Source organism: Pseudomonas sp. 10S4, assembly GCF_034344865.1.
Taxonomy (GTDB): Bacteria; Pseudomonadota; Gammaproteobacteria; order Pseudomonadales; family Pseudomonadaceae; genus Aquipseudomonas.
Genome location: NZ_CP133774.1, coordinates 4142963 through 4167205, shown reverse-complemented (window position 1 = coordinate 4167205; position 24243 = coordinate 4142963). Strand labels below are relative to the sequence as shown.

Sequence of the window (24243 nt, the reverse complement as noted above, 5' to 3'; positions counted from 1 at the left end):
CCCGCCCTGTCTACATCAATCCCGGATCAATCAAACGTCGCGAAACAACCACGGCTGGCTCGCCCGGTGTTTGCTTTCAAACGACGCAATCGCCTCGTGATCCATCAATGTCAGACCAATATCGTCGAGACCATTGACCAGGCAATGCTTACGGAACTCATCCAGTTCGAAGCTGTAGGTCTTGCCGTCAGGCCGGGTCACGGTCTGGGCTTGCAGATCGACCGTCAACTCGTAACCAGGATTCGCTTCAACTTGCTGGAACAGTTCATCGACTTCAGCGTCGCTCAAGATGATCGGCAGCAAGCCGTTCTTGAAGCTGTTGTTGTAGAAAATGTCGGCGTAGCTCGGCGCGATGATGCTGCGAAAACCGTACTCTTCAAGCGCCCACGGCGCGTGTTCACGGCTGGAGCCGCAACCGAAGTTCTCGCGGGCCAGCAACACGCTGGCGCCTTGATAACGCTCGGCGTTGAGCACGAAATCCTTGTTCAGCGGACGCTTGGAGTTGTCCTGGTAGGCATAGCCCACGTCCAGGTAGCGCCACTCGTCAAACAGGTTCGGGCCAAAACCGGTGCGTTTGATCGACTTCAGAAACTGCTTCGGAATGATCTGGTCGGTGTCGACGTTGGCTCGGTCCAATGGCGCGACCAAACCGGTGTGTTGGGTAAAAGCTCTCATGTGCGGTTCCTCAGATCAGTTCGCGAACGTCGATGAAACGACCGTTGACGGCAGCCGCCGCGGCCATGGCCGGGCTGACCAGGTGCGTACGGCCACCGGCGCCCTGACGCCCTTCGAAGTTGCGGTTGGAGGTCGACGCGCAATGCTCGCCCGATTCCAAACGGTCCGGGTTCATCGCCAGGCACATCGAGCAACCCGGTTCACGCCACTCGAAACCGGCTTCGAGGAAAATCTTGTCCAGGCCTTCAGCCTCGGCTTGCGCCTTCACCAGACCCGAGCCCGGCACCACGATGGCTTGCTTGACGGTCGACGCTACTTTGCGGCCCTTGGCGATTACTGCCGCAGCGCGCAGGTCTTCGATCCGCGAGTTGGTGCAGGAACCGATGAACACGCGATCCAGCTGAATATCGGTGATCGCCTGATTGGCGCTCAAACCCATGTATTTCAAGGCGCGTTCGATGGAACCGCGTTTGACCAGGTCCATTTCCTTCGCCGGGTCCGGCACGTTCTGATCAACGGCCAAGACCATCTCGGGCGAAGTACCCCAGCTGACTTGCGGCTTGATCTGAGCGGCGTCGAGTTCAACCACGGTGTCGAACACCGCGTCAGCGTCGGAGACCAGGTCTTTCCAGGCTTCGACGGCCATGTCCCATTCCGCGCCTTTCGGGGCGAATGGACGGCCCTTGACGTATTCCACGGTTTTTTCGTCAGCGGCTACCAGACCAACACGAGCGCCGGCCTCGATGGACATGTTGCAGATGGTCATGCGGCCCTCCATCGAGAGGGCGCGGATGGCGCTGCCGCGGTATTCGAGCACGTAGCCCTGTCCGCCGCCGGTGCCGATCTTCGCGATCACGGCGAGGATGACGTCCTTGGCGGTGACGCCGAGCGCGCAGTGCGCCTTCGACCGAGACCAGCCATGTTCTTCATTTTCTGTAGGCGACCAGGGTCTGCGTGGCGAACACGTGTTCAACCTCGGAAGTGCCGATGCCGTGAGCCAAGGCGCCGAAGGCGCCGTGCGTGGAGGTGTGCGAGTCGCCGCAGACGACGGTCATGCCCGGCAAGGTCGCACCCTGCTCCGGGCCGATCACGTGAACGATGCCTTGACGCACGTCATTCATTTTGAATTCGGTGATGCCATATTCGTCGCAGTAATCATCGAGGGTCTGAACTTGCAAACGCGAGACCTGGTCGGTAATCGCTTCGATGCCGCCCTTGCGATCCGGGGTGGTCGGCACGTTGTGGTCCGGGGTGGCGATGATCGAATCGACGCGCCAAGGCTTGCGCCCGGCCAGACGCAGGCCTTCGAAAGCTTGGGGCGAAGTCACTTCATGGATGATGTGGCGGTCGATATAGATCAGCGACGACCCATCGTCGCGCCGTTTCACTTCATGGGAATCCCAAAGCTTGTCGTAAAGCGTTTTGCCGGCCATCAGACGGTCCTCATCAGCTTGTTTCTATGCCGTGGGTTTTGAGCAATTCAATAACCCCTTGGCTTGTGAGGTCGATCCTAGGGGGTTACATTAAATAACTCAAATTCATATTTTTTATGCTTTGGATAACCAACTGGAATACCACAATGGATCTGGCCAACCTCAACGCTTTTATCGCGATTGCCGAGACCGGGAGTTTCTCTGGTGCCGGCGAGCGCCTGCACCTGACGCAACCCGCCATCAGCAAGCGCATCGCCGGCCTGGAGCAGCAATTAAAGGTGCGCCTGTTTGATCGCCTGGGCCGTGAAGTCGGTCTGACCGAGGCCGGACGCGCCCTGCTGCCGCGCGCCTATCAGATTCTCAACGTGCTGGACGACACCCGCCGCGCCTTGACCAACCTGACCGGTGAAGTGAGCGGTCGCCTGACACTGGCCACCAGTCACCACATCGGTCTGCACCGTTTGCCACCGTTATTAAGGGAGTTCACCCGCCGTTACCCACTGGTGGCGCTGGATATTCAGTTCCTCGATTCGGAAGTGGCCTACGAAGAAATCCTCCATGGCCGTGCCGAACTGGCGGTCATCACCCTGGCGCCGGAGCCCCATGCACTGGTCAAGGCCATGCCGGTGTGGGACGACCCACTGGATTTCGTGGTCGCCCCGGAGCACTCGCTGATCAGCAATGGCCCCGTCAGCCTGGCCGACATCGCCCTGCACCCGGCGGTGTTCCCCGGCGGCAACACGTTTACCCACCACATCGTCCAGCGCTTGTTCGAGGCCCAGGGCCTGACGCCGAACATCGCCATGAGCACGAATTATCTGGAAACCATCAAGATGATGGTCTCGATTGGCCTGGCCTGGAGCGTTTTGCCACGCACCATGCTCGACGATCAGGTGGCGCGCATTCCTTTGCCGGGCATACAGCTCACTCGCCAGCTAGGCTATATCCTGCACACCGAAAGGACGCTTTCGAATGCGGCACGCGCCTTTATGGCCCTGCTGGATGCACAAATAGATCTGCCAGGGACCCACGGCTAACTTGTGCTACTCCTATAGAGCTGTAAAACCCCGTGCCTAACGCCCCATTCAGCCCAAGGCCTGTTGCCAATGCCCAAATCTGTTGACCGTATTCCACCGATGCCGCGTATTCAGGCCATTGACCCGCAGCGCTCGGAGCAGAGTTGGGAAAGCGCCCCGCAGTTGTTGGCCGCGCTCAATGGTGCGCATCTGGGTGCCTGGTATTGGGACATCGAACGCGGGCAGATCAGTTGGTCACGGGGCACGCAGGCGCTGTTCGGCTTCGATCCCAAGCAACCCATGCCGGCAGACCTCGAATACCTCGACCTGTTGCCACCGGAGGACCGGGCTAAAACCATTCGCGCATTCAACTCAGTCATCGCCGGCGCCCCGCTGGAACAGGCGATGCACCACCGCATCCGCTGGCCCGACGGCAGCCTGCACTGGCTCGAGATCAATGGCAGCCTGCTGCCGGACAAGCACGGCCGGCCGCGGATGATCGGGGTGATCCGTGAAATCACTCACCAGCGGCAACGGGAACAAGCCCTGAGCAGCTCGGAAAAGCGCTTCGCCACGTTGTTTCACCTGTGCCCGAACATGGTGCTGTTGACCCGCCAGGAAGACGGCTTGATCAGCGAGGCCAACCAGTATTTTGAAAGCCTGTTCGGCTGGCCGGTACAAAGTGCTATTGGCCGCACCACCCTGGAACTGGGCCTCTGGGTCCATCCCGAGCAACGGGCCGCTCTGGTCAAGGCCACCAAGGCCAAGGGCGAACTGATCAGCATGGAAGTGCAGTTTCGCGCCAGCAATGGCCAGGTCCACGACGGCATCCTCAGTGCGCAAAAGGTCGAGCTCGAAGGCCAGCCTTATCTGCTGAGCACCTTCCTCGACACCACAGAACGCAAAGCCGCCGAACATGCGCTCAAGGACAGCCAGGAGCGCCTCGACCTGGCCCTGGATTCGGCGCAACTCGGCACCTGGGACTGGCACATTCCCAGCGGCATGCTCTACGGCTCGGCCCGGGCGGCGCAGCTGCACGGGCTGGAAGCCAAACCCTTTCATGAAGCCTTCGATGAATTTTTCGAAGGCGTGCCCGGCGAAGAGCGCGACAGCATGCGCAACGCCTACCGCAGTCTGCGCGAAGGCCCGGCGGGCAATTATCAACTGACCTATCGCGTGCAATTACCCGACGGCAGCTCGCGCTACCTGGAAAGCCGTGCCCGACTCTACCGCGATGAAAACGGCCTGCCGTTGCGCATGGCCGGCACCTTGCTGGACATCACTGATCAGGTCGAGCGCGAGCAGCAGTTGGTGGCCTCGGAGGAGAAATTCGCCACCCTGTTCCAGGTCAGCCCGGACCCGATCTGTGTGACGCGTCAGGAAAGCGGACAATTTATCGAAATCAACTCCGCCTTCACCCAGACCTTCGGCTGGACCGCCGCCGACGTGATTGGCCACAGCGCCGATGAGATCGGCCTGTGGGACGCTTCGTCGAAAAGCCTGCAACGGATCGAGCAGGTGATTCGCGAACAAGGCCTGAACAACGTCGCGATTCAGGTCCAGCACAAGAGCGGGCAGTCCCTGACCTGTGTGATTTCCAGCCGGCAGATCAGCGTCGACGACCACCCGTGCATCGTTACCACCCTGCGCGACATCACCCAGCAACAGCGCTCGGAAGCGGCACTGAAGGCCAGCGAAGAGAAATTCGCCAAAGCGTTCCACTCCAGCCCCGACGCCATCACTATCACCGAACGCGATACCGGGCGCTATCTGGAGGTCAACGACGGTTTCTGTCGCCTGACCGGTTATCGCGCCGATGAAGTGCTGGGCAAAACCGTGTATCAGGTGGGTATTTGGGCTGAAGAGAAACAACGTTCGGCGCTGCTGGCCGAGTTGCAGATCAAGGGCCGCGTGCACCACCAGGAGATGCTCGGGCGTAACAAAGGAGGCGATCTGCTGACCGTCGAGGTCTCGGTCGAACCGATCACCCTCAACGAAACCGCCTGCCTGCTGCTGACCGCCCGGGACGTCAGCCTGTTAAAAAACGCCGAAGCGCAGATCCGCCACCTGGCCTACCACGACCCGTTGACCAACCTACCCAACCGCGCGCTGCTGATGGATCGGCTGAGCCAGCAGATCGCGTTGCTCAAACGTCACAACCTGCGTGGCGCGTTGCTGTTTCTAGACCTCGACCACTTCAAGCACATCAACGACTCCCTCGGTCACCCGGTGGGCGATACAGTGCTGAAGATCATTACCGCGCGGCTCGAAGCCAGCGTGCGCATGGAAGACACCGTCGCAAGGCTGGGCGGTGACGAGTTCGTGGTGTTGCTCAGCGGTCTGGAAGGTTCGCGCAGCGAAGTCAGCGAGCAGGTTCGGGAACTGGCAGACACTTTGCGCGAATTGCTCTCGGAACCGATGTTCCTCGACGGCCAGCGCCTGCAAGTCACGCCGAGCATCGGCATCGCACTGATTCCCGACCACGGCTCGACCCCAACCGACCTGCTCAAGCGCGCCGACATTGCCCTTTACCGGGCCAAGGATTCCGGGCGCAACACCACGCAGATGTACCACAACACCATGCAGAAGGCCGCCAGCGAACGGTTGCGCATGGAAACCGACCTGCGCCTGGCGCTGTCCCGGGGCGAGTTCAGCGTGCATTACCAACCGCAAGTCGACGCTCAGGACAACCGCATCATTGGCGCCGAAGCCCTGGTGCGCTGGAACCACCCGGAACTGGGCGCGCAATCGCCTACTGAGTTCATCAAGGTGCTTGAGGACAGCGGGCTGATTCTGGAGGTCGGCACCTGGATCCTCGACGAAGCCTGCGATGCCTTCAAGCAATTGATCGCCAAGGGCCTGATCGACCCGTTCAACTTCAGCCTGTGCGTGAACATCAGCCCGCGGCAATTCCGTCAGAACGACTTTGTCGAACGTATCGAACGCAGTCTCAGCAACCATGGCCTGCCCTGCTCGTTGCTAAAACTGGAAATCACCGAAGGCATCGTCATCCAGAACCTGGAAGACACCATCAGCAAAATGCGTCGCCTGAAAAAACTCGGTGTGAGCTTTGCCATGGACGACTTCGGCACCGGTTATTCCTCGTTGACTTACCTCAAGCGCCTGCCGGTGGACACGCTGAAAATCGACCAGTCATTCGTCCGCGACGCCACCACCGACCCCAACGACGCCGAAATCATCCGCGCCATCGTCGCCATGGCCCGCAGCCTGGAATTGGAGGTGATTGCCGAAGGGGTTGAAACACCGGAGCAACTTGAGTTTTTGCAGGGATTGGGTTGCCATTTGTATCAGGGCTTCCTGCACAGTCGACCGTTGCCGGTGGAGGCGTTTCAAAAACTCCTGAAGTAACACAGACCGTGTAGGAACTGCCGAAGGCTGCGATCTTTTGATCTTGGTTTTGCAGTGCAATGACCGACGCGAAGATCAAAAGATCGCAGCCTTCGGCAGCTCCTACAGGGCAGGCTTGTACATCAATGTGATCGGCAGATTTTTTCAGGCCGCTTGCGCGACTTTCAAACCCAGCAAACGCGAGACATGATCCAGTTCGGTCTCACGCCGCAGCACGGTGAACAGCTCCACTGCTTCGGGATAGTTGCGGGTCAACATTGCCAGCCATTGCTTCAAGCGACCCGGCGATTGGCGCGGAGTCATTTGTGCCTTGGCTTGCAGCCAAAAGTCCTGGATCAGTGGCAGTAGCTCGGCCCAGGTCATCTCGACCACTTCTTCGCCGGCTCGCGCGGCGGCGATTTGCCGGGCCAAGTCCGGGCGCGACACCAGGCCACGACCGAGCATGATGTCTTCGACACCGCTGATTTCGCGGCAACGACGCCAGTCTTCGACGCTCCAGATGTCGCCATTGGCGAACACCGGCACCTTGACCACGTCCTGTACCCGTGGAATCCACTCCCAGTGGGCCGGCGGTTTGTAGCCATCGGTCTTGGTCCGCGCATGCACCACGATGTGCGCCGCGCCACCCTCGGCCAGGGCCGTGGCGCAGACCAGCGCGCCATCCGGGCTATCGAAGCCGAGGCGCATCTTGGCGGTGACCGGGATGTGTGCGGGCACGGCACGACGGACGTGTTCGACAATTTGGTTGAGCAGCTCGGGTTCTTTGAGCAGCACTGCACCGCCACGGGACTTGTTGACGGTCTTGGCCGGACAGCCGAAGTTCAGGTCGATGACTTCCGAGCCCAGCTCGCAGGCCAGCGCCGCGTTTTCCGCCAGGCACACCGGGTCGGAGCCAAGCAATTGCACACGCAATGGCACACCGGACGCGGTTCGCGCACCGCTCAGCAGTTCAGGACCGAACTTGTGGTAATAGGCCGGCGTGAGCAGTTGATCGTTGATCCGAATGAATTCGGTTACACACCAATCGATACCGCCGACGCGGGTGAGCACGTCCCGCAGGATGTTGTCGACCAACCCCTCCATGGGCGCCAAAGCAATTTGCATGGAAAACACACTCAACGAAAAACGTGCGGCAGTTTACAGGTTTAGCCCGGGTAGGAGCTGCCGAAGGCTGCGATCTTTTGACTTTGCGACGAAGGTCAAGATCAAAAGATCGCAGCCTTCGGCAGCTCCTACAGGGATTGGCTCAGGTCAGGACTTGCAACGCCGGGCCGTAGCCTTCGATAAATTCCACAGGCATGCGCTTGGGCTTACCGGTGGACAGTTCGATGCAGACGAAGGTGGTTTGGGCACGCAGCAGCGTGGTGTTGTCGCTTGGGCGCTTCAACTGGAAGTGGCGGGTCATTTTCAGGCGCTGGTCCCAATCGACGATCCAGGTCGCCAATTGCAACTCGTCGCCTTCATAAGCTGCGGCGAGATAATCGATCTCGTGGCGCACCACGGCCATCGCCCGATCCAGCTCGACGGTACTCGACCAGGTCCAGGCCAAGCCGTTGCGAGTGGCGCCAGGCGCAGCGTTCGAGCCAGGTCACGTACACCGCGTTGTTCGCGTGGCCCAGCCCGTCGATGTCCTCGGCGCCGACTTCCAGATCAATGATAAATGGCGTTGTCCGATCCCAGCCCATGCCCCACTCCCGGTCAGATAAATTCGACCGGGGAGTGTAACGGATGCTCAGGCCAATTGCCGCGCCTGAAGGCTGCGGCCGGCCAGCAGTGATAGCACCCCATCAATCACCCGAGGGTCCGCCAGCACGCGCTGATGACCACCCTCCTCCAGGCGCAACAGGCGACTGTCGAACCAGGCTTCGTGGATCAGTTGGGCTTCCTTGGCGGACACAAAGCAATCGTCTTCGGCGTGGACGATCAACCCCGGCATATCGAGTTGATAGTGCGCGACATCCAGGGTGGCGGCGCGCATGCCGACGTCTTTCTCGACTTGGCGAATGAACGCCGAGCGGGCTTTCGGTGGTAGTCGTACATAGCGGGCGAAACCACGCAATACACCTAGAATCCGTGCCGGAGCGGCAATCGTCACCAGGGTCTCGGTGCGCAAACCCAATTGCACCGCGAGCATCGCACTGGCGCCGCCCATGGAGTGGCCGATGACCGCTTGCAGAGGCGGCAACTCAGCGGCCGCTTCGAGCATGGCCCGGGCGAACAGCACCACATTGGCTTCGCGACCTGGGGAGCGACCGTGGGCCGGACCGTCCAGCGCCACCACGGTGTAGCCAGCTTCCACAAGCGCGGTGATCAGGCTGGCGAATTGGGTGGGCCGCCCTTCCCAACCGTGCATCAACAAGACCGCCGGGCCCTGCCCCCAGCGCAAAGCCGAGAGGCCGAACCGCAAGGTGATCCGCTCGGATTTCGCCAGCAGCGGCAACTCCCAGTCACGGGGCGCAAATGTGCGCGGTGTCATGAACGCCAGTCGCATTTTGCTTGCGACCAGTTTTGGTGCGAACCAGCCTAAGGTGCCATTAACGCCACGAACCCACTTTAACGTGCTCATCGCTCCACTCCTCAGGCTTTTGCCTTCAGGTCATAGCACCGCTGATTTGGCGGCGCGCAGCAGTCGATCGGACAACTCACCTGGCCCCAGCGCCCGCGCCAGAGCCAAACCACCGACCATCAAGGCCATGTCAGCCAGGGCTTTATCGGTGTCTTCCGGGCTGGCCGCCAATTGCGCGACCATCATTTCCACGTGCTCATTCAACGCCACACGGAATTCGTCCGGCAGACGTCCCAGCTCACCGACTGAAGCCGGGATCGGGCACGCGTGCTCGGTGGAATCGCGGTGTTTACGCGACAGGTAGAACGCAGCGACCAAGGCGCGACGCTCTTCGCCGGTCAACTCGGCGTCCATGTCGGCGATCAAGCCTCGGCGCTGGCCGAGCAGTTGCTTGAACGCTTCCAGCATCAGCGCGTCCTTGCTTTCAAAGTGCGCGTAGAAGCCGCCGACCGTCAGACCGGCCGCACCCATCACTTCGCCCACACTCGGCTCGGCCGGGCCACGCTGGATCAGCGCAGCGCTGGCAGCCTTGAGGATGCGTTCGCGGGTTTGAGCTTTTTTATCGTTCATCGTTGCCTCCGAATATTACGACTAGAATATTATTCGCATAATAATTTTGCGCAAGTCATGGGTGTGACCGCTGGTCTGAAGAACAGTTTTGAAGAAAAAGGAGAATTGGCCAAACGCCAGACAAACAAAAGGGCCATTCAATAATTGAATGACCCTTATAAATCCCGCAAAGCGGGTAATCGTGGCGTCCCCTAGGGGACTCGAACCCCTGTTACCGCCGTGAAAGGGCGGTGTCCTAGGCCACTAGACGAAGGGGACACAAACCTTCTATACAACTGACCAGCGCTGAGTGCTGATCGATTCAAGGCCGGTGTGGCCAGACCTTGAACTGTAAAATTGGTGGAGCTAAACGGGATCGAACCGTTGACCTCTTGCATGCCATGCAAGCGCTCTCCCAGCTGAGCTATAGCCCCGATTTATCGCCTGGCGGCGGAGCGGCATCTTGCGACACTACTTCTGTAAAACTGGCGTCCCCTAGGGGACTCGAACCCCTGTTACCGCCGTGAAAGGGCGGTGTCCTAGGCCACTAGACGAAGGGGACGCAAACCCTTCTATACAACAGATCAACACTGAGTGTTGATCGCTTCAAAGCCGGTGTGGCCAGACCTTGAAGTGTAAATTGGTGGAGCTAAACGGGATCGAACCGTTGACCTCTTGCATGCCATGCAAGCGCTCTCCCAGCTGAGCTATAGCCCCTCATCGCTGAGGACGGGGCGAATCTTAATGGCGCATCGAAAGCCTGTCAAACTTATTTTTAAAATATTTCAAAGTTTTTTGCCGACATAACAATCACTTACCGCCCTTCCCCCGAAAAACCGGGGCCTTGGGAAAGAACGCAGGCCCATGGAACCTGGCGAAGCCTGCGATCTTTTGCGAAGTGCCGAAGAAGAAGATCAAAAGATCGCAGCCTTCGGCAGCTCCTACGAGGCGATATTGCCCAGCAGTTTTTCCCACTCCTTGTTTTCCTTCTTCGACACGCCACCGAGCAAGTCGATGGCCTGGCGCAGACGGAAACGCGTCAGGTCCGGGCCGAGGATTTCCATCGCATCAAGCACCGACACCGAACTGGCCTGGCCTGTAATCGCAGCGAACATCAGTGGCATGGCGTCACGCAGCTTCAGCTCCAGGGACTCGACCACCGCTTGAATCGTCGCGGTGATGCTGTCCTTTTCCCACTGACGCAGGCTTTCGAGCTTCCACAGAATCAATTGCATCAACTGACGAACCTGATCGCCCGAGAGCTTCTTGGATTCGAACAGCTTGGCGTCCGGGTTCACGCCACCCGCGAAGAAGAACCCGGCCAACGGCGCAACCTGGCTGAAGGTTTCAACCCGGCCCTGCACGTGCGGTGCGATCTTCATCATGTATTCCGGGTTCAGCGCCCAGGTCTGCAAGCGGCTGGCAAATTCTTCCACCGGCAAGTCCCGCAGCCACTGGCCGTTCAGCCACGACAGTTTCTCGACGTCGAAGATCGGGCCGCCGAGCGAGACGCGGCTCAGGTCAAAGTTGTCGACCATTTCCTGCAGCGAGAACTTCTCGCGCTCGTCCGGCATCGACCAGCCCATGCGACCCAGGTAGTTGAGCATCGCTTCCGGCATGAAGCCCATGCGCTCGTAGAACGTCACCGAGGTCGGGTTCTTGCGTTTGGACAGCTTGCTCTTGTCCGGGTTACGCAGCAGCGGCATGTAGCACAGTTCCGGTTGTTCCCAGCCGAAGTACTCGTACAGCAAGATCAGTTTCGGCGCCGAGGGCAGCCATTCTTCGCCGCGCAGCACGTGGGTGACGCCCATCAACGCGTCGTCGACCACGTTGGCCAGGAAGTACGTCGGCAGGCCGTCGGTCTTCATCAGCACTTGCATGTCCATGCGATCCCACGGGATCTCGACGTCGCCACGGAGCATGTCCGGCACCACGCAAACGCCTTCGCTCGGCACTTTCATGCGGATCACATGCGGCTCGCCGGCGGCCAGGCGACGGGCGACTTCTTCCGCCGACAACAACAGTGCACGGCCGTCGTAACGCGGGGTTTCGCCACGGGCCATTTGCTCGGCGCGCATTTGGTCCAGTTCTTCGGCGGTGCAGAAGCACGGGAAGGCGTGGCCCATTTCAACCAGTTGCTGGCAGTACTTCTGATAGATCTCGCCGCGCTCGCTCTGACGGTATGGACCGTGTGGGCCGCCGACGTCCGGGCCTTCGCTCCAGTCGATACCCAACCAGCGCAGGGCGTCGAAGATCTGCTGTTCGGACTCGCGGGTCGAACGCAATTGGTCGGTGTCTTCGATCCGCAGGATGAACTCACCGCCATGCTGCTTGGCAAAGCAGTAGTTGAACAATGCGATGTAAGCGGTACCTACGTGGGGGTCCCCGGTAGGCGATGGCGCGATGCGCGTGCGGACGGTGGTCATGGCAAGTCTCGAAATGAAGATCAAACAAAGGGCGAATGGTAACAGGCGATACCCGCCCGGCTCCAGTCAGCAGGGCATTTAAGCCAAGGTTGCGTCTACAACGCCCGTATGCCGCGGTGAATGGCCGAATATCAGCCAATGGCATTTACCGTTTATCGGCTGTATGCCAGATTCGCCTGCTGATAACTTTCCTTACACTTCTCGACTACAGTTTGCCCCATGCCTGCCCAACTCAAGCGTCGCCTGTTTATTTTTCTGTTGATTGTCCTGCTGATTGCTGGTGGCTTCTTTGCGCATTGGTTTCTCAAGGGACGCTTTTATGAAAGCACCGACAATGCCTATGTCCAGGGCGAGATCACCCGTGTCTCCAGTCAGTTGGGCGCACGCATCGATGAAGTATTAGTGCAGGACAACCAGCACGTCGAAAAGGGCCAGTTGCTGGTCAAACTCGAAGGCGATGACTTCCACCTCGCCGTCGACCGCGCCACGCCGCCCTCGCCATGCGCGAAGCCGAGCGCGTGCAAGCCCAGAGCAAACTGACCCAGCAAGCCAGTCTGATTGCCGCCAGCGATGCGCAAGTCGCTTCCAGCCAGGCCAGCCTTGGTCGCTCGCAAATCGACCTGTCCCGCGCCCAGACCCTGCGCAAACCCGGCTATGTTTCGGAAGAACGGGTGACCACCCTCTCCGCCGACAACCACATCGCCCGCTCGCAAGTGACCAAGGCCCAGGCCGACGCGCAAAGTCAGCGCCAGCAGGTCAACGCCCTGAGCGCCGAGATCAAACGCCTCGATGCGATGATCGCCAACGCCAAAGCCGACCTGGCCCAATCGCAACTGAACCTGACCCGCAGCGAAATCCACGCACCGATCAGCGGCTTGATCGGCCAGCGCGCCGCACGCAATGGCCAATATGTGCAGGCTGGCGCTTATTTGCTGTCGATCGTCCCGGATCAGGACATCTGGATTCAGGCCAACTTCAAGGAAACCCAGATCGGCCATATGCAGCCCGGCCAAAAAGCCGAACTGACCTTCGATGCCTACGGCGATACGCCGATCCAGGCGCGGGTCGACAGCCTGTTCGCCGCTTCTGGCGCACAGTTCAGCCTGTTGCCGCCGGACAATGCCACGGGCAACTTCACCAAAGTCGTACAACGAATTCCGGTCAAACTGACCTTCGCCGCGGACAACCCGCTGCACGGCAAGATCCGCCCGGGCATGTCGGTCACCGTCAAAGTGAACATCAAAGACGCCCCTGACGATGGCCGGTGATCAACTGCTCCGCCCGGCCGGCGAGCCGACCCGGCGGGACTGGATTGCGGTGATGAGCGTGATGCTCGGCGCCTTCATGGCCGTGCTCGACATCCAGATCACCAACTCATCGCTCAAGGACATTCAAGGCGCGCTGTCGGCGACCCTGGAGGAAGGCTCGTGGATTTCCACCTCCTACCTGGTGGCGGAAATCATCATGATCCCGCTGACCGCATGGCTGGTGCAGTTGCTCTCGGCGCGACGGTTGGCGGTGTGGGTGTCGCTCGGATTTCTCGGCGCTTCCTTGCTTTGCTCGATGGCCTGGAGCCTGGAGAGCATGATCGTGTTCCGCGCCTTGCAGGGCTTCACCGGCGGCGCGCTGATCCCGCTGGCGTTCACCCTGACGCTGATCAAACTCCCGGAACACCACCGCGCCAAAGGCATGGCGATGTTTGCCATGACCGCCACTTTTGCGCCCTCCATCGGCCCGACTATCGGTGGCTGGCTGACGGAAAACTGGGGCTGGCAGTACATCTTCTACATCAACATCCCACCAGGCCTGATCATGATCGCCGGCCTGATGTATGGCCTGGAGAAGAAGGAATCCCACTGGGAACTGCTTAAAAGCACCGACTATATGGGCATCCTCACCCTCGGCGTCGGGCTGGGCTGTTTGCAGGTATTTCTGGAGGAAGGCCACCGCAAGGACTGGCTGGAATCGAGCCTGATCGTGACTCTGGGCAGCATCGCGCTGTTCAGCCTGATCACCTTTGTCATCGTGCAATTTTCCAAGCCCAACCCGCTGATCAACCTGCGCATCCTGGGCAATCGCAACTTTGGTTTATCGAGTATTTCCAGCCTGGGAATGGGGGTCGGGTTGTACGGCTCGATTTATCTATTGCCGCTGTACCTGGCGCAGATCCAGAACTACAACGCCCTGCAGATCGGCGAAGTGATCATGTGGATGGGCGTGCCGCAGTTGTTCCTGATTCCGCTGGTACCGAAGCTGATGAAGTTCATCTCGCCGAAGTGGCTGTGCACGCTCGGTTTCGGGCTGTTCGGGCTGGCGAGTTTTTCATCAGGCGTGCTGAACCCGGACTTTGCCGGGCCGCAGTTCAATCAGATCCAGATCATCCGCGCACTGGGCCAGCCGCTGATCATGGTGACCATCTCGTTGATCGCCACGGCGTACATCCTGCCCCAGGACGCGGGGTCGGCGTCGAGCCTGTTCAACATCCTGCGTAACCTCGGCGGCGCGATTGGCATCGCCCTCCTCGCGACCTTGCTGGATGCGCGGACCAAGACCTACTTTGATTATTTGCGCGAGTCGATTGTGCCGAGCAACCCGCAGGTCGCCGAGCGTATGGCATCGATGGCAGACCGGTTTGGCAGCGACACGGCGGCGCTGGGCAAGATGAGCGAAATCGTGCACCAGCAAGCGTCGATCATGGCCTACAACGATGCGTTTCACTTTGTCGGGATTGCGCTGGGGATCAGCATGCTTGCGGTGTTGCTGACCAAGGCGTTGCCGGCGGGGTTGAAGGCTGGTGAGGCGCACTAGCATATTGTTGAGGTGTTCTTTCGAACGCCTTCGCGGGCAAGCCTCGCTCCTACAGGGTTCAATGTGATCCTGTAGGAGCGAGGCTTGCCCGCGAAGAGGCCATAACTAACGTCGCAAATATCAGACGGCGATCAACCGATCCCGCAGCTTGCCAATCTCGTCGCGCATCTGCGCCGCCGCTTCGAATTCCAGATCGCGGGCGAGCTGGTACATCTTCTCTTCCAGCGCCTTGATGCGCTTGGCGATCTCGCCCGGCGAACGCAATTCCGCTTCGTACTTGGCGCTTTCCTCGGCAGCCTTGGCCATGCCTTTGCGCTTCTTGCTGCGCGAGCCTGGTACGACGGCGCCTTCCATGATGTCGGCGACGTCCTTGAACACGCCTTTGGGCGTGATGCCGTTGGCGAGGTTGAAGGCAATTTGCTTGTCGCGTCGGCGCTCGGTCTCGCCGATTGCCCGTTCCATCGAACCGGTAATCCGGTCGGCGTACAGAATCGCCCGACCATTGAGGTTGCGCGCCGCCCGGCCAATGGTCTGGATCAGCGAGCGCTCGGAACGCAGGAAGCCTTCCTTGTCGGCATCGAGAATCGCCACCAGCGACACTTCCGGCATGTCCAGGCCTTCACGCAGCAAGTTGATCCCGACCAGCACGTCGAAGGTGCCAAGGCGCAAGTCGCGGATGATTTCGACCCGCTCGACGGTGTCGATGTCCGAGTGCAGGTAGCGCACTCGCACGCCATGGTCGGCCAGGTAATCGGTCAAGTCTTCGGACATGCGCTTGGTCAGCGTGGTGACCAGCACCCGCTCTTCCAGAGCCACGCGTTTGCCGATTTCCGAGAGCAAATCGTCGACCTGGGTCAGCGCCGGACGGATTTCGATTTGCGGGTCCACCAGACCCGTCGGGCGCACCAGTTGCTCGACCACGCGACCGGCATGTTCGGCCTCGTAGTTGCCCGGCGTCGCCGAGACGAAAATAGTCTGCGGGCTGATGTTTTCGAATTCATCGAAACGCATCGGCCGGTTATCCAGCGCTGACGGCAGGCGGAAACCATATTCCACCAGCGTCTCTTTACGCGAACGGTCGCCCTTATACATGGCGCCGACCTGCGGCACGCTGACGTGGGACTCGTCGATCACCAACAACGCGTCGGCCGGCAGGTAGTCGAACAAGGTCGGCGGCGCCTCACCGGAGGCACGGCCCGACAGGTAGCGCGAGTAGTTTTCGATGCCGTTGCAGTAACCCAGCTCGAGAATCATCTCCAGGTCAAAACGGGTGCGCTGCTCGAGGCGCTGAGCCTCCACCAATTTGTTGTTGCTGCGCAGGTAGTCCAGACGCTCTTGAAGCTCGACCTTGATCCCTTCGATGGCACCGAGCAGGGTTTCCCGCGGCGTCACGTAGTGGCTTTTCGGGTAGAAGGTGAAACGCGGCAACTGGCGGGTGACTTCGCCGGTCAACGGGTCGAAGGCGGAAATCTTTTCGACTTCATCGTCGAACAACTCAATGCGGATCGCTTCAAAGTCGGATTCCGCCGGGTGGATGTCGATCACATCACCGCGCACCCGGAAGGTCGCCCGGGCGAAATCCATGTCATTGCGGGTGTATTGCAGGTCCGCCAGACGACGCAGCAACGCACGCTGATCGAGCTTATCGCCACGATCCACGTGCAACACCATTTTCAGATAGGTTTCCGGGCTGCCCAGACCGTAGATGCACGACACCGTGGTGACGATGATCGCGTCCTTGCGCTCCAACAGCGCTTTGGTCGCCGAGAGCCGCATTTGCTCGATGTGGCGTTGATCGAGGAGTCCTTCTCGATGAAGGTGTCCGTCTGCGGGACGTACGCCTCCGGCTGGTAGTAGTCGTAGTACGACACGAAGTACTCGATGGCGTTGTTCGGGAAGAACGCCTTGAACTCGCCGTACAACTGTGCGGCCAGGGTTTTGTTCGGCGCCAGCACCAGGGTCGGCCGCTGCACCTGGGCGATCACGTTGGCGATGCTGAAGGTCTTGCCCGAGCCGGTCACACCGAGCAACGTCTGGTGCGCCAGCCCGGCCTCGATGCCCTCGACCATCAGGCGGATGGCTTCCGGCTGATCGCCGGCAGGCTCGAAGCGGGTGACTAGCTGGAATTCAGACATGAAGTACCTCTGGGTTCTCGGAGCAGGGTTTCGCGCCAGCCCGGTCAAACCGACAGGAGCGAGAAAGGCCGCAAACGACTCACGTCGCCCGAGGAAAAAACTGGATTGTGCTCAATGTGGAGCCGATTGCCCTCGCTTTCAAGGCAAACGTCCTACATCCCTCGAAGTCTTTGACGATGCCATTCGACTAACGGTCGAAAAATAATCGAAAAAACTTAACCAAAAAGCCGAATCGTCTGTCGCCAGCAATCGCAGATGGCCTCTATACTAGCTCCCCGTTTGTGCACCGCTCTAGTGCATTCGGCTGGAGCGCGACACGTCCCTCCACACTCCATTCAGAGCCGCCGCAAAAATGAGCCTGTTCTCCGCTGTCGAAATGGCACCACGCGATCCAATCCTGGGCCTCAACGAAGCATTCAACGCCGATTCCCGAACCGACAAGGTCAACTTGGGGGTCGGTGTTTATTGCAACGAGGAGGGGCGAATTCCACTCCTGCGCGCCGTTGTCGAAGCCGAGACGATTCGCGCCGCTCAACACGCTTCCCGTGGCTACTTGCCAATCGACGGCATCGCGGCCTACGACCAGGCTGTGCAGAAACTGCTGTTTGGCAATGACTCGCCACTGATCGCTGCCGGCCGTGTCATCACCACCCAAGCCGTTGGCGGCACGGGCGCACTGAAAATCGGTGCCGACTTCCTCAAACAACTGCTGCCGAACGCCGTTGTGGCAATCAGCGACCCGAGCTGGGAAAACCACCGCGCGCTGTTCGAAACCGCCGGTTTCCCGGTGCAGAACTACCGCTACTACGACGCCGCGACCCATGACGTTAACCGTACCGGCCTGCTCGCAGACCTGAACGCCCTGCCGTCCGGCTCGATCATTGTGTTGCACGCTTGCTGCCACAACCCGACCGGCGTTGACCTGAGCCCCGCCGACTGGAACAACGTTCTGGACGTGGTGAAAGCCAAAGGTCACGTGCCGTTCCTCGACATGGCCTACCAGGGCTTTGGCGATGGCATCCACGAAGACGCCGCCGCTGTGCGCCTGTTCGCTGAGTCGGGCCTGACCTTCTTCGTGTCCAGCTCGTTCTCCAAATCGTTCTCGCTGTACGGCGAGCGCGTTGGCGCCCTGTCGATCGTCAGCGAATCGAAAGAAGAAAGCGCGCGCGTGCTGTCGCAAGTCAAACGCGTGATCCGCACCAACTACTCCAACCCGCCGACCCACGGTGCAAGCATCGTCGCCGCTGTGCTGAACAGCCCGGAACTGCGCGCGCAGTGGGAAGAGGAACTGGCCGAAATGCGCCTGCGGATTCGCGGCATGCGCATCCAGATGGTTGAGCAACTGGCGAAGCAAGCTCCGCAGCGCGATTTCAGCTTTGTCGGTCGTCAACGCGGCATGTTTTCCTACTCCGGCCTGACGGTTGAGCAAGTCACCCGCCTGCGCAACGAGTTCGGCATCTACGCTCTGGACACCGGCCGCATCTGCGTGGCCGCGCTGAACCAGAACAATATCGACGTGGTGACGAAGTCCATCGTTGCGGTGATCTGAGTCTCACGCGGTACGAAAAACGGGAAGCCCTTGGGCTTCCCGTTTTTTATTTGTGTCAGAAAATTCTCAACCCGGCGACCGAGCGCTCTAAACTGCACACAGATCAAATGTGGGAGCGAGCTTGTGTGGTGAGGGGGCTTGCCCCCGTTGGGTCGCGAAGCGGCCCCAAAACCTGCAACAGTGGAGTATCAGGTACTCCGCATGCCATGGTTTACGACTGCTTCGCAGCCGAACGGGGGCAAGCCCCTCGCCACACAAACCCGCTCCCACAGGTTTTGTGTACACCCTGGAATTCTACGAGAACCCACATGAAAAACGATGACCTACGCGCTGACCGGGACGAACTGGACCACTTCGTGCCCCGCACCACCCCGGCCAAACGCGGTAACAGCCTGGTGCTGCAAGTGGCTGCCGGTGTGTTTCTCGGCGGCCTGGCCTTATGGCTGGTGCAATTGGGCGCAACGATGCTGTATGCCAAGCTGATGCTCGGCACCTTCACCTTCGGCGGTTAGGCCAGTTCGGTCGCGCGCTGGCTGGCGGCGTCGTCATAGGCCACGTAAAGCGACTCAGCGACCTGGCTTTTGATGGCCTTGGTGCTTTCCAGGCCAAGGACGAACCCTTCAGCCTTGCCACCGGCGCGGTTCAATTCGTCGGCGGTGCTGGCCTGAGTGATGGCGTCGAACAGTTTCTCGGCGTGCGGGCCAACCCCTTTGGGCAGGCTGATCTGAGCGATGCTCATGCGAACACCTCATTAAGTCGAGGTGCTGTGAAGAATGCGGGATGGTTCATGGCGCTTACCTTTTCGGCGAATGGCCGGCAGCGCGTGTAAACACTTCCGGGCGGCTATGGTAGACCTCTGCTACGGTTCTGGTAACCGCCAATGGCCGATAAACCACCGTTCGTGCCATTGAATCGGTCAAGTTACCAATGGGCGCTTGACTTCTCTTTTTGAATCAGTAACATACACGCCATTCCGCGATAGCTCAGTTGGTAGAGCAAAGGACTTTTAATCACTTGGGTCGCCTGGTTCGAGTCCAGGTCGTGGAGCCAGACAGAAGTACCGAAAAGCCCCTGGATCGAAAGGTCCAGGGGCTTTTTTGTGGGCGACGTTTCAGGGCCAGTGCGGATTGTCGACGGTTAACCGGACAAGCTTCTTACGGCTGCGAGAAAAAACAAACGTGCAGGTCACCGTCCAGGGCGGTTGCAGGTCGGCCGCCAAACGGTCCATCTCCACTGGCTTCATGCTCAGGTGACACACCCCACGCGTTTCGATGCTCACGCCCGGCGCCATCGCATAAGGCAGTATCGTTCCTTCCCGCAAGCCGACCGGCCCGGCACCGAAAATAGCCTTGGCGGTATGAAGTAGCTCTCGACCTTTGCTCACTTCAAGCAGCACATCCTCCAACAGCTCATCCCTCTCCCCGGTATTGGTGACCCGGGCATTGACGGAAAATGACCACAACGCATTGGTCACTCCAAGCTGCTCAGCATCAGCGGACATCCAGACTTCCAACACTTTGCACTGCGCCTTGCCCTTCCCCGGCACCCACAACGCCATCACCGTGGCTGGCACCGCGAGTACTAAAATCACCGCCGTCGCATCGCTTAACGACCAGTTCATAATCCCCATGACGGCCGGAATCATCAGGACCAACGCCACGCCGAGGATCAGGCTCAGCCATATTCGGTTCATGGGTTCATTCGCTCAGGTTGAGAAAACAATGCACTCCCGAAGCATTAGCGTAGTGAAGTTCCGGCAATCGCGGCGGCGCCATGCAAAAAGGGCAGAGAGGATTCGATCCGCTCTGCTCCTTCCGGTTACAGCCAGTGGCTGTCAGACATGTTCACTGCTTTTTGCATGAACCGCTCGATGCTCGCTCGACTCATGGGCGGCTTCCACCACCGGAATCTCCTTGCCGTCGCAGTCATGCAGCTTGCCTTCGCTGAAGTAATCCCCCTCGCGCAACGCCGCCAGATCCTGGTAGCGCAGGACACGTTCGGTGCCGGCCGCGAACACCGACTGCTGATCCGAGTTGCCGGTGGTGAAGTGGTTGAAGGTCAGGTTCAGCACAATGGCCATGATCGCCGACGAACTGATGCCCGAATGGAAGATCGTCGCAAACCAGCTCGGGAAGTGATCGTAGAAGTTCGGTGCGGCGATGGGGATCATGCCGAAGCCGATTGAGGTGGCGACGATGATCAGGTTGACGTTGTTGCGGTAGTCGACCTTGGACAGCGTACGAATGCCGCTGGCGGCCACGGTGCCGAACAACACGATACCGGCGCCGCCGAGTACCGAGGTCGGCACGGCGGCGATGACCCGGCCCATGAACGGCAACAGGCCGAGGATCACCAGGAACACACCGCCAGTGGCCACCACGAAGCGGCTCTTGATGCCGGTCACCGCCACCAGGCCAACGTTCTGGGCGAACGCACTCTGGGTGAAGGAACCGAAGATCGGCGCGATCATGCTCGACAACATGTCGGCGCGCAGGCCATTGCCCAGACGTTTGGAGTCAACCTTGGTGCCGATGATTTCGCCCACGGCGAGGATGTCGGCGGAGGTTTCAACCAGGGTCACCATGATCACGATGCACATCGACAGGATCGCGGCAAAGTGGAAGGTCGGCATGCCGAAGTGGAACGGCGCCGGAAAGCCAAACATCGGGCCTTGGGCGACGGACGAGAAGTCAGCCATGCCGAGAAATACGGCGATCACGGTGCCGATGACCATGGCCAACAGGATCGACAATCGGGAGATGGTCGCGCTACCGATTTTACTCAGCAGCAATACCAGCACCAGTGTCACCGCCGCCAGACCGATATTTGCCATGCTGCCGAAGTCCGGCGCATGACTGTTGCCGCCCATGGCCCAGCGGGCGGCCACCGGCATCAGCGTCAGGCCGATGGTGGTGATGACGATGCCGGTGACCAGCGGCGGGAAGAACTTGGTAATTCGCGAGAACACCGGCGTGATCAGTAAACCGATCAACGACGCGGCAACGACCGCCCCGAGAATCGACTGAAAACCACCCTCCCCGCCACTGCTGACAATCGCCACCATGGTCGCGACGCCGGAGAACGACACGCCCTGAACCAGCGGCAACTGACAACCGAAAAACGGTAACCCGAGGGTCTGCAGCAACGTCGCCAAGCCCCCGCAAACAATGATGCAGCAATCAACAAACCGATGTCCGCCGGCGAGAGCCCGGCGGCCTGGCCAATGATCAATGGCACCGCAACGATGCCGCCGTACATGGTCAGAACGTGTTGCAGGCCGTAAGCCATATTCGCGCCGATCCCAAGGTTTTCATCCTCAGGCCGTTGGTGTGAAACATGGGGCGTTTTCATGGTTGGGGGGTTCCCTGGTTTTTGTTATGCGCACACTGTATGCAAGACTCAGGACAAATGTCTATAGAGTTGTATACAACTCATCAGTCAGATTATGGACATCTATCCATTTTGATCAATGCGCGGTGCGCCTGACGCACCAAAAACCTTGCAATACATCCAGCACAGCACACATCCCTTCTCCCGCTAGTCTTTTGTCTTCATGGCGACCGCCGGCACGGATGCCCTCTTTTTTATACATATAAAGTATGCATAATTAAGCCATTCGAAATTCAGTACGACAAGGCAAAGAACGCGGCCAATAAACTCAAGCATCGAGGCGTCAGCCTTGCGGATACCGAGTCGATATTCGATGACGAGCGAGCCCTGACGCTGCCGGACTGCGATCACGATGAGCAGCGCTGGATCATCCTGGGGCAGGATGCGAAAGGTCGTTTGCTGGTGGTTGCCTACACTTGGCGCGACCCGAATTTCGTTCGAATTATTTCCGCGCGCATCGCCACCAAAAACGAGCGCCGTCAGTACAAGGAGGCATGACCATGAAAGACGAGTACGACTTCAGTAACGCCAAGCGCGGGGCGGCTGCCTCCAGCAAAGGCAAGACCCGCATCACCATCATGCTCGATGATGCCGTGATCGAGGCGGCTCGCTCCCTCGCGGAGAACGAGGGGTTTGGTTATCAGACAGTGATCAACAACACGTTGCGACAGGCCTTGCTCTGCGAGAAGGGGCACGTCGCGAAGGCCGATCAATACAGCGGCGCAAACGCAGCCCATCTAAAAAAGGCGTAACGACCACCGACCTGAAAAGCCTCGAGAAAAAACTCGCAGAGGCCCTCAGCGAAATCCATCGGGTGATGGCGCCGGATGTTCGGCCATAGTCAGTAACCGGCGCTGAGTTACGACTATGAAAGCGATTGAGCGATTCGCACTGGTACAGCATCACGGCCCCTATGAAAACTGGCCGGAGAAAAACCCCGTCATTATCGATGGCTGCGCATCTTCGTTGGCGATTTCCGGCTTCAATCTATTGCGCCAGTACGAAACCGCAGCCGGTTATCTGCTGGTGACCGACTTCGACTGCCCCTACGAAGAGGCCGTTTGTTTTGTACTGGTCAGCCAGGACCTCAAAACGGTGTTGAGCGAACGTACGATCTACCAAATGTACAGCTCGTTCTGGCTCGAGGAGGTGATCTGGCTGGACGCAGCAAACTTCTACGCCACCATCGACGGCTTGGCCGACTACCGGTTTTATTTCACCATTCGCCGATTTGGCATTCCTTGGATCTATCCACGACTGGGGCTCGCTTGCAGGCGCTTGAATGTTAACAACGGGCTGTGGAGGCGCGACATTCGTTAAAAAGTGGCCCAAGCAACAATTTGGCCTGCGACGACCTGAACAAGGAAGGCAAACCGGATAGGCCTGCCTTCCGCCTGATCAGTCAAACCTGCTCTTTAGGCTCAATCAAACGCTCGATCACCTGCCTCAGATGAACATTCGGCGGCACCCGAATCCCAAACTCACTTTCCAGCACCCCGATCACCTCATCCACATCCCTCACCTCACGCCGTTCGCTCTCGCTGCCAATCCGGTGAATGGTGAAACTGCCGTCGCTCAATGTCCGCCGCCACCCCTCCCCGGTGAGCGACACCATCAAACGCTTATTAAACGGCGAATCTGGATGGGTCGAGACGTACCAGTTGCCGAGGGTGTAATCGATGTCTTCCTGGCGTTGCAGGTCGAAGACGTACATCGCCCGCCACTCACCGGCAACGTTGGCGCGTAGCGTGTAGCCGTCCTCATGCTGTTCGATGCGATACGTCTCGTGGGGCGTGAGCTGTTCGTCGAGGGTGTCGAGCATCAGCGGCGCGGTGGGCACCATGCCGCCGAAGCCGACGTCGCTGATGTAGCGTACGCCGTCCAGGGTCACCAGGCTCAAGCGGTGGGTGCGCGCCGTCCACGTGCCTTCGGGCTGGCCGAGTACTACGCGACCGCTGATACCGCGAACGTTAAAACCCAAGTCCTGCAGCAAGGCCAGGAACAAGCTGTTCAGTTCGTAGCAGTAACCACCGCGCCCCTGGTGCAGGACTTTTTGCTCGACCGAAGGCAAATCGATCAGTACCGGCTCGCCCGATAACGTGGTGAGGTTCTCGAACGGGAAAGCACCGGTGTGGCGCAGTTGAAGTTGACGCAGGGTTTCCAGGGTTGGCGCAGGGGTAGCGCTGAAACCCAAGCGTTGCAAATATAGGTTCAGATACGTCAGGCGTGGCTCACTCATTGCTCGGTCCTTATGCACGGTGCCGCGGATCACTCCGCCGATGGGCGCCATATATAAGGGATAAAGCACTTTGTCCGACAATTGATTT

Annotated in this window: 15 protein-coding genes, 5 tRNA genes and 6 pseudogenes; 10 read left to right on the top strand and 16 right to left on the bottom strand. The window is 59.5% G+C overall.

Annotation, left to right across the window (positions count from 1 at the left end):
• Positions 1-30: 30 nt before the first annotated feature.
• Both leuD and leuC read right to left on the bottom strand, forming a co-directional pair.
• The gene (gene leuD / locus RHM58_RS19430) at positions 31-675 is read right to left on the bottom strand and encodes a 3-isopropylmalate dehydratase small subunit (RefSeq protein ID WP_201202280.1); all 645 of its coding nucleotides are present in this window, start codon (positions 673-675) and stop codon (positions 31-33) included.
• 10 nt (positions 676-685) lie between these two features.
• Positions 686-2108 (bottom strand): annotated as a pseudogene (gene leuC, locus RHM58_RS19425) (3-isopropylmalate dehydratase large subunit).
• A gap of 146 nt (positions 2109-2254) precedes the next feature.
• Here leuC and RHM58_RS19420 point away from each other — a divergent pair.
• Both RHM58_RS19420 and RHM58_RS19415 read left to right on the top strand, forming a co-directional pair.
• A complete protein-coding gene (locus tag RHM58_RS19420) occupies positions 2255-3145 on the top strand; it encodes a LysR family transcriptional regulator (protein ID WP_201202278.1) in 891 nt (296 codons plus the stop codon).
• Positions 3146-3214: 69 nt separating this feature from the next.
• Positions 3215-6493: an EAL and GGDEF domain-containing protein gene (locus RHM58_RS19415; protein ID WP_201255493.1), complete on the top strand. Its 3279-nt coding sequence runs from the start codon at positions 3215-3217 to the stop codon at positions 6491-6493.
• Between the two features lie 144 nt (positions 6494-6637).
• On the opposite strand, the gene RHM58_RS19410 is transcribed toward RHM58_RS19415, so the two are convergent.
• The 9 genes and pseudogenes from RHM58_RS19410 to gltX all read right to left on the bottom strand — a co-directional run bounded on the left by RHM58_RS19410 (position 6638) and on the right by gltX (position 12034).
• Positions 6638-7597 (bottom strand): tRNA dihydrouridine synthase, encoded by a 960-nt coding sequence (locus RHM58_RS19410; protein ID WP_322267899.1) that lies wholly within the window; start codon positions 7595-7597, stop codon positions 6638-6640.
• A gap of 142 nt (positions 7598-7739) precedes the next feature.
• Positions 7740-8178 (bottom strand): annotated as a pseudogene (locus tag RHM58_RS19405) (acyl-CoA thioesterase).
• A gap of 47 nt (positions 8179-8225) precedes the next feature.
• Positions 8226-9059, bottom strand: a complete 834-nt coding sequence (locus RHM58_RS19400) for an alpha/beta fold hydrolase (protein WP_201202266.1) — start codon at positions 9057-9059, stop codon at positions 8226-8228.
• A gap of 30 nt (positions 9060-9089) precedes the next feature.
• A complete protein-coding gene (locus RHM58_RS19395; protein ID WP_201202264.1) occupies positions 9090-9629 on the bottom strand; it encodes a TetR/AcrR family transcriptional regulator in 540 nt (179 codons plus the stop codon).
• 182 nt (positions 9630-9811) lie between these two features.
• A tRNA-Glu gene (locus tag RHM58_RS19390) sits at positions 9812-9887 on the bottom strand.
• A gap of 79 nt (positions 9888-9966) precedes the next feature.
• Positions 9967-10042 (bottom strand) — tRNA-Ala (locus RHM58_RS19385).
• A 52-nt stretch (positions 10043-10094) separates the two neighbouring features.
• Positions 10095-10170: transfer RNA gene (locus tag RHM58_RS19380), tRNA-Glu, on the bottom strand.
• Between the two features lie 79 nt (positions 10171-10249).
• Positions 10250-10325, bottom strand: a tRNA-Ala gene (locus RHM58_RS19375).
• A gap of 224 nt (positions 10326-10549) precedes the next feature.
• A complete protein-coding gene (gltX, locus tag RHM58_RS19370; protein ID WP_322267898.1) occupies positions 10550-12034 on the bottom strand; it encodes a glutamate--tRNA ligase in 1485 nt (494 codons plus the stop codon).
• A 219-nt stretch (positions 12035-12253) separates the two neighbouring features.
• Between gltX and RHM58_RS19365 the strand changes: the two are divergent.
• Positions 12254-13302: pseudogene (locus RHM58_RS19365) on the top strand (HlyD family secretion protein).
• Between the two features lie 49 nt (positions 13303-13351).
• Complete coding sequence (locus RHM58_RS19360) at positions 13352-14842, top strand: MDR family MFS transporter (RefSeq protein WP_201205196.1); 1491 nt, start codon at positions 13352-13354, stop codon at positions 14840-14842.
• A 120-nt stretch (positions 14843-14962) separates the two neighbouring features.
• On the opposite strand, the pseudogene uvrB reads toward RHM58_RS19360, so the two are convergent.
• A pseudogene (gene uvrB / locus RHM58_RS19355) lies at positions 14963-16977 on the bottom strand (excinuclease ABC subunit UvrB).
• Positions 16978-17329: 352 nt separating this feature from the next.
• On the opposite strand from uvrB, the gene RHM58_RS19350 reads away from it, so the two are divergent.
• Positions 17330-18526 (top strand): amino acid aminotransferase, encoded by a 1197-nt coding sequence (locus RHM58_RS19350; RefSeq protein ID WP_322267897.1) that lies wholly within the window; start codon positions 17330-17332, stop codon positions 18524-18526.
• Positions 18527-18834: 308 nt separating this feature from the next.
• Positions 18835-19038, top strand: coding sequence for a hypothetical protein (locus tag RHM58_RS19345; protein ID WP_201202254.1), 204 nt, complete (start codon positions 18835-18837; stop codon positions 19036-19038).
• Here the strand turns inward: RHM58_RS19345 and RHM58_RS19340 are convergent.
• Positions 19035-19265 carry a hypothetical protein gene (locus RHM58_RS19340; RefSeq protein ID WP_008007186.1) on the bottom strand — a complete coding sequence of 77 codons (231 nt, stop codon included), beginning with the start codon at positions 19263-19265 and terminating at the stop codon, positions 19035-19037. The two genes, RHM58_RS19345 and RHM58_RS19340, sit on opposite strands and share 4 nt — an antisense overlap.
• A gap of 233 nt (positions 19266-19498) precedes the next feature.
• On the opposite strand from RHM58_RS19340, the gene RHM58_RS19335 reads away from it, so the two are divergent.
• A tRNA-Lys gene (locus RHM58_RS19335) sits at positions 19499-19576 on the top strand.
• Positions 19577-19637: 61 nt separating this feature from the next.
• Here RHM58_RS19335 and RHM58_RS19330 read toward each other — a convergent pair.
• On the bottom strand, positions 19638-20219 hold the full coding sequence (locus RHM58_RS19330; protein ID WP_322267896.1) for a hypothetical protein: 582 nt from the start codon (positions 20217-20219) through the stop codon (positions 19638-19640).
• A 141-nt stretch (positions 20220-20360) separates the two neighbouring features.
• A pseudogene (locus tag RHM58_RS19325) lies at positions 20361-21877 on the bottom strand (nucleobase:cation symporter-2 family protein).
• Between the two features lie 255 nt (positions 21878-22132).
• Here RHM58_RS19325 and RHM58_RS19320 point away from each other — a divergent pair.
• From RHM58_RS19320 to RHM58_RS19310, 3 genes and pseudogenes are all read left to right on the top strand, one after another.
• The gene (locus RHM58_RS19320; protein ID WP_322270867.1) at positions 22133-22414 is read left to right on the top strand and encodes a BrnT family toxin; all 282 of its coding nucleotides are present in this window, start codon (positions 22133-22135) and stop codon (positions 22412-22414) included.
• A 2-nt stretch (positions 22415-22416) separates the two neighbouring features.
• Positions 22417-22757, top strand: a pseudogene (locus tag RHM58_RS19315) (BrnA antitoxin family protein).
• A gap of 26 nt (positions 22758-22783) precedes the next feature.
• Entirely contained in the window at positions 22784-23236 is a 453-nt protein-coding gene (locus RHM58_RS19310; RefSeq protein ID WP_322267895.1) for a hypothetical protein, read from the top strand.
• Between the two features lie 82 nt (positions 23237-23318).
• Here RHM58_RS19310 and RHM58_RS19305 read toward each other — a convergent pair whose 3' ends face one another.
• Positions 23319-24155 (bottom strand): arylamine N-acetyltransferase family protein, encoded by an 837-nt coding sequence (locus tag RHM58_RS19305; protein WP_322267894.1) that lies wholly within the window; start codon positions 24153-24155, stop codon positions 23319-23321.
• Positions 24156-24243 lie beyond the last annotated feature (88 nt).

Excerpts from the sequence above, each read along its gene's own strand:
- gltX (WP_322267898.1), bottom strand. The coding sequence starts at position 12,034 with ATGACCACCGTCCGCACGCGCATCGCGCCATCGCCTACCGGGGACCCC.
- RHM58_RS19345 (WP_201202254.1), top strand. The coding sequence starts at position 18,835 with ATGAAAAACGATGACCTACGCGCTGACCGGGACGAACTGGACCACTTC.
- RHM58_RS19415 (WP_201255493.1), top strand. The coding sequence starts at position 3,215 with ATGCCCAAATCTGTTGACCGTATTCCACCGATGCCGCGTATTCAGGCC.
- RHM58_RS19350 (WP_322267897.1), top strand. The coding sequence starts at position 17,330 with ATGAGCCTGTTCTCCGCTGTCGAAATGGCACCACGCGATCCAATCCTG.
- RHM58_RS19395 (WP_201202264.1), bottom strand. The coding sequence starts at position 9,629 with ATGAACGATAAAAAAGCTCAAACCCGCGAACGCATCCTCAAGGCTGCC.
- RHM58_RS19420 (WP_201202278.1), top strand. The coding sequence starts at position 2,255 with ATGGATCTGGCCAACCTCAACGCTTTTATCGCGATTGCCGAGACCGGG.
- RHM58_RS19340 (WP_008007186.1), bottom strand. The coding sequence starts at position 19,265 with ATGAGCATCGCTCAGATCAGCCTGCCCAAAGGGGTTGGCCCGCACGCC.
- RHM58_RS19310 (WP_322267895.1), top strand. The coding sequence starts at position 22,784 with ATGAAAGCGATTGAGCGATTCGCACTGGTACAGCATCACGGCCCCTAT.
- RHM58_RS19400 (WP_201202266.1), bottom strand. The coding sequence starts at position 9,059 with ATGAGCACGTTAAAGTGGGTTCGTGGCGTTAATGGCACCTTAGGCTGG.
- RHM58_RS19410 (WP_322267899.1), bottom strand. The coding sequence starts at position 7,597 with ATGCAAATTGCTTTGGCGCCCATGGAGGGGTTGGTCGACAACATCCTG.
- leuD (WP_201202280.1), bottom strand. The coding sequence starts at position 675 with ATGAGAGCTTTTACCCAACACACCGGTTTGGTCGCGCCATTGGACCGA.
- RHM58_RS19330 (WP_322267896.1), bottom strand. The coding sequence starts at position 20,219 with ATGAACCGAATATGGCTGAGCCTGATCCTCGGCGTGGCGTTGGTCCTG.
- RHM58_RS19305 (WP_322267894.1), bottom strand. The coding sequence starts at position 24,155 with ATGAGTGAGCCACGCCTGACGTATCTGAACCTATATTTGCAACGCTTG.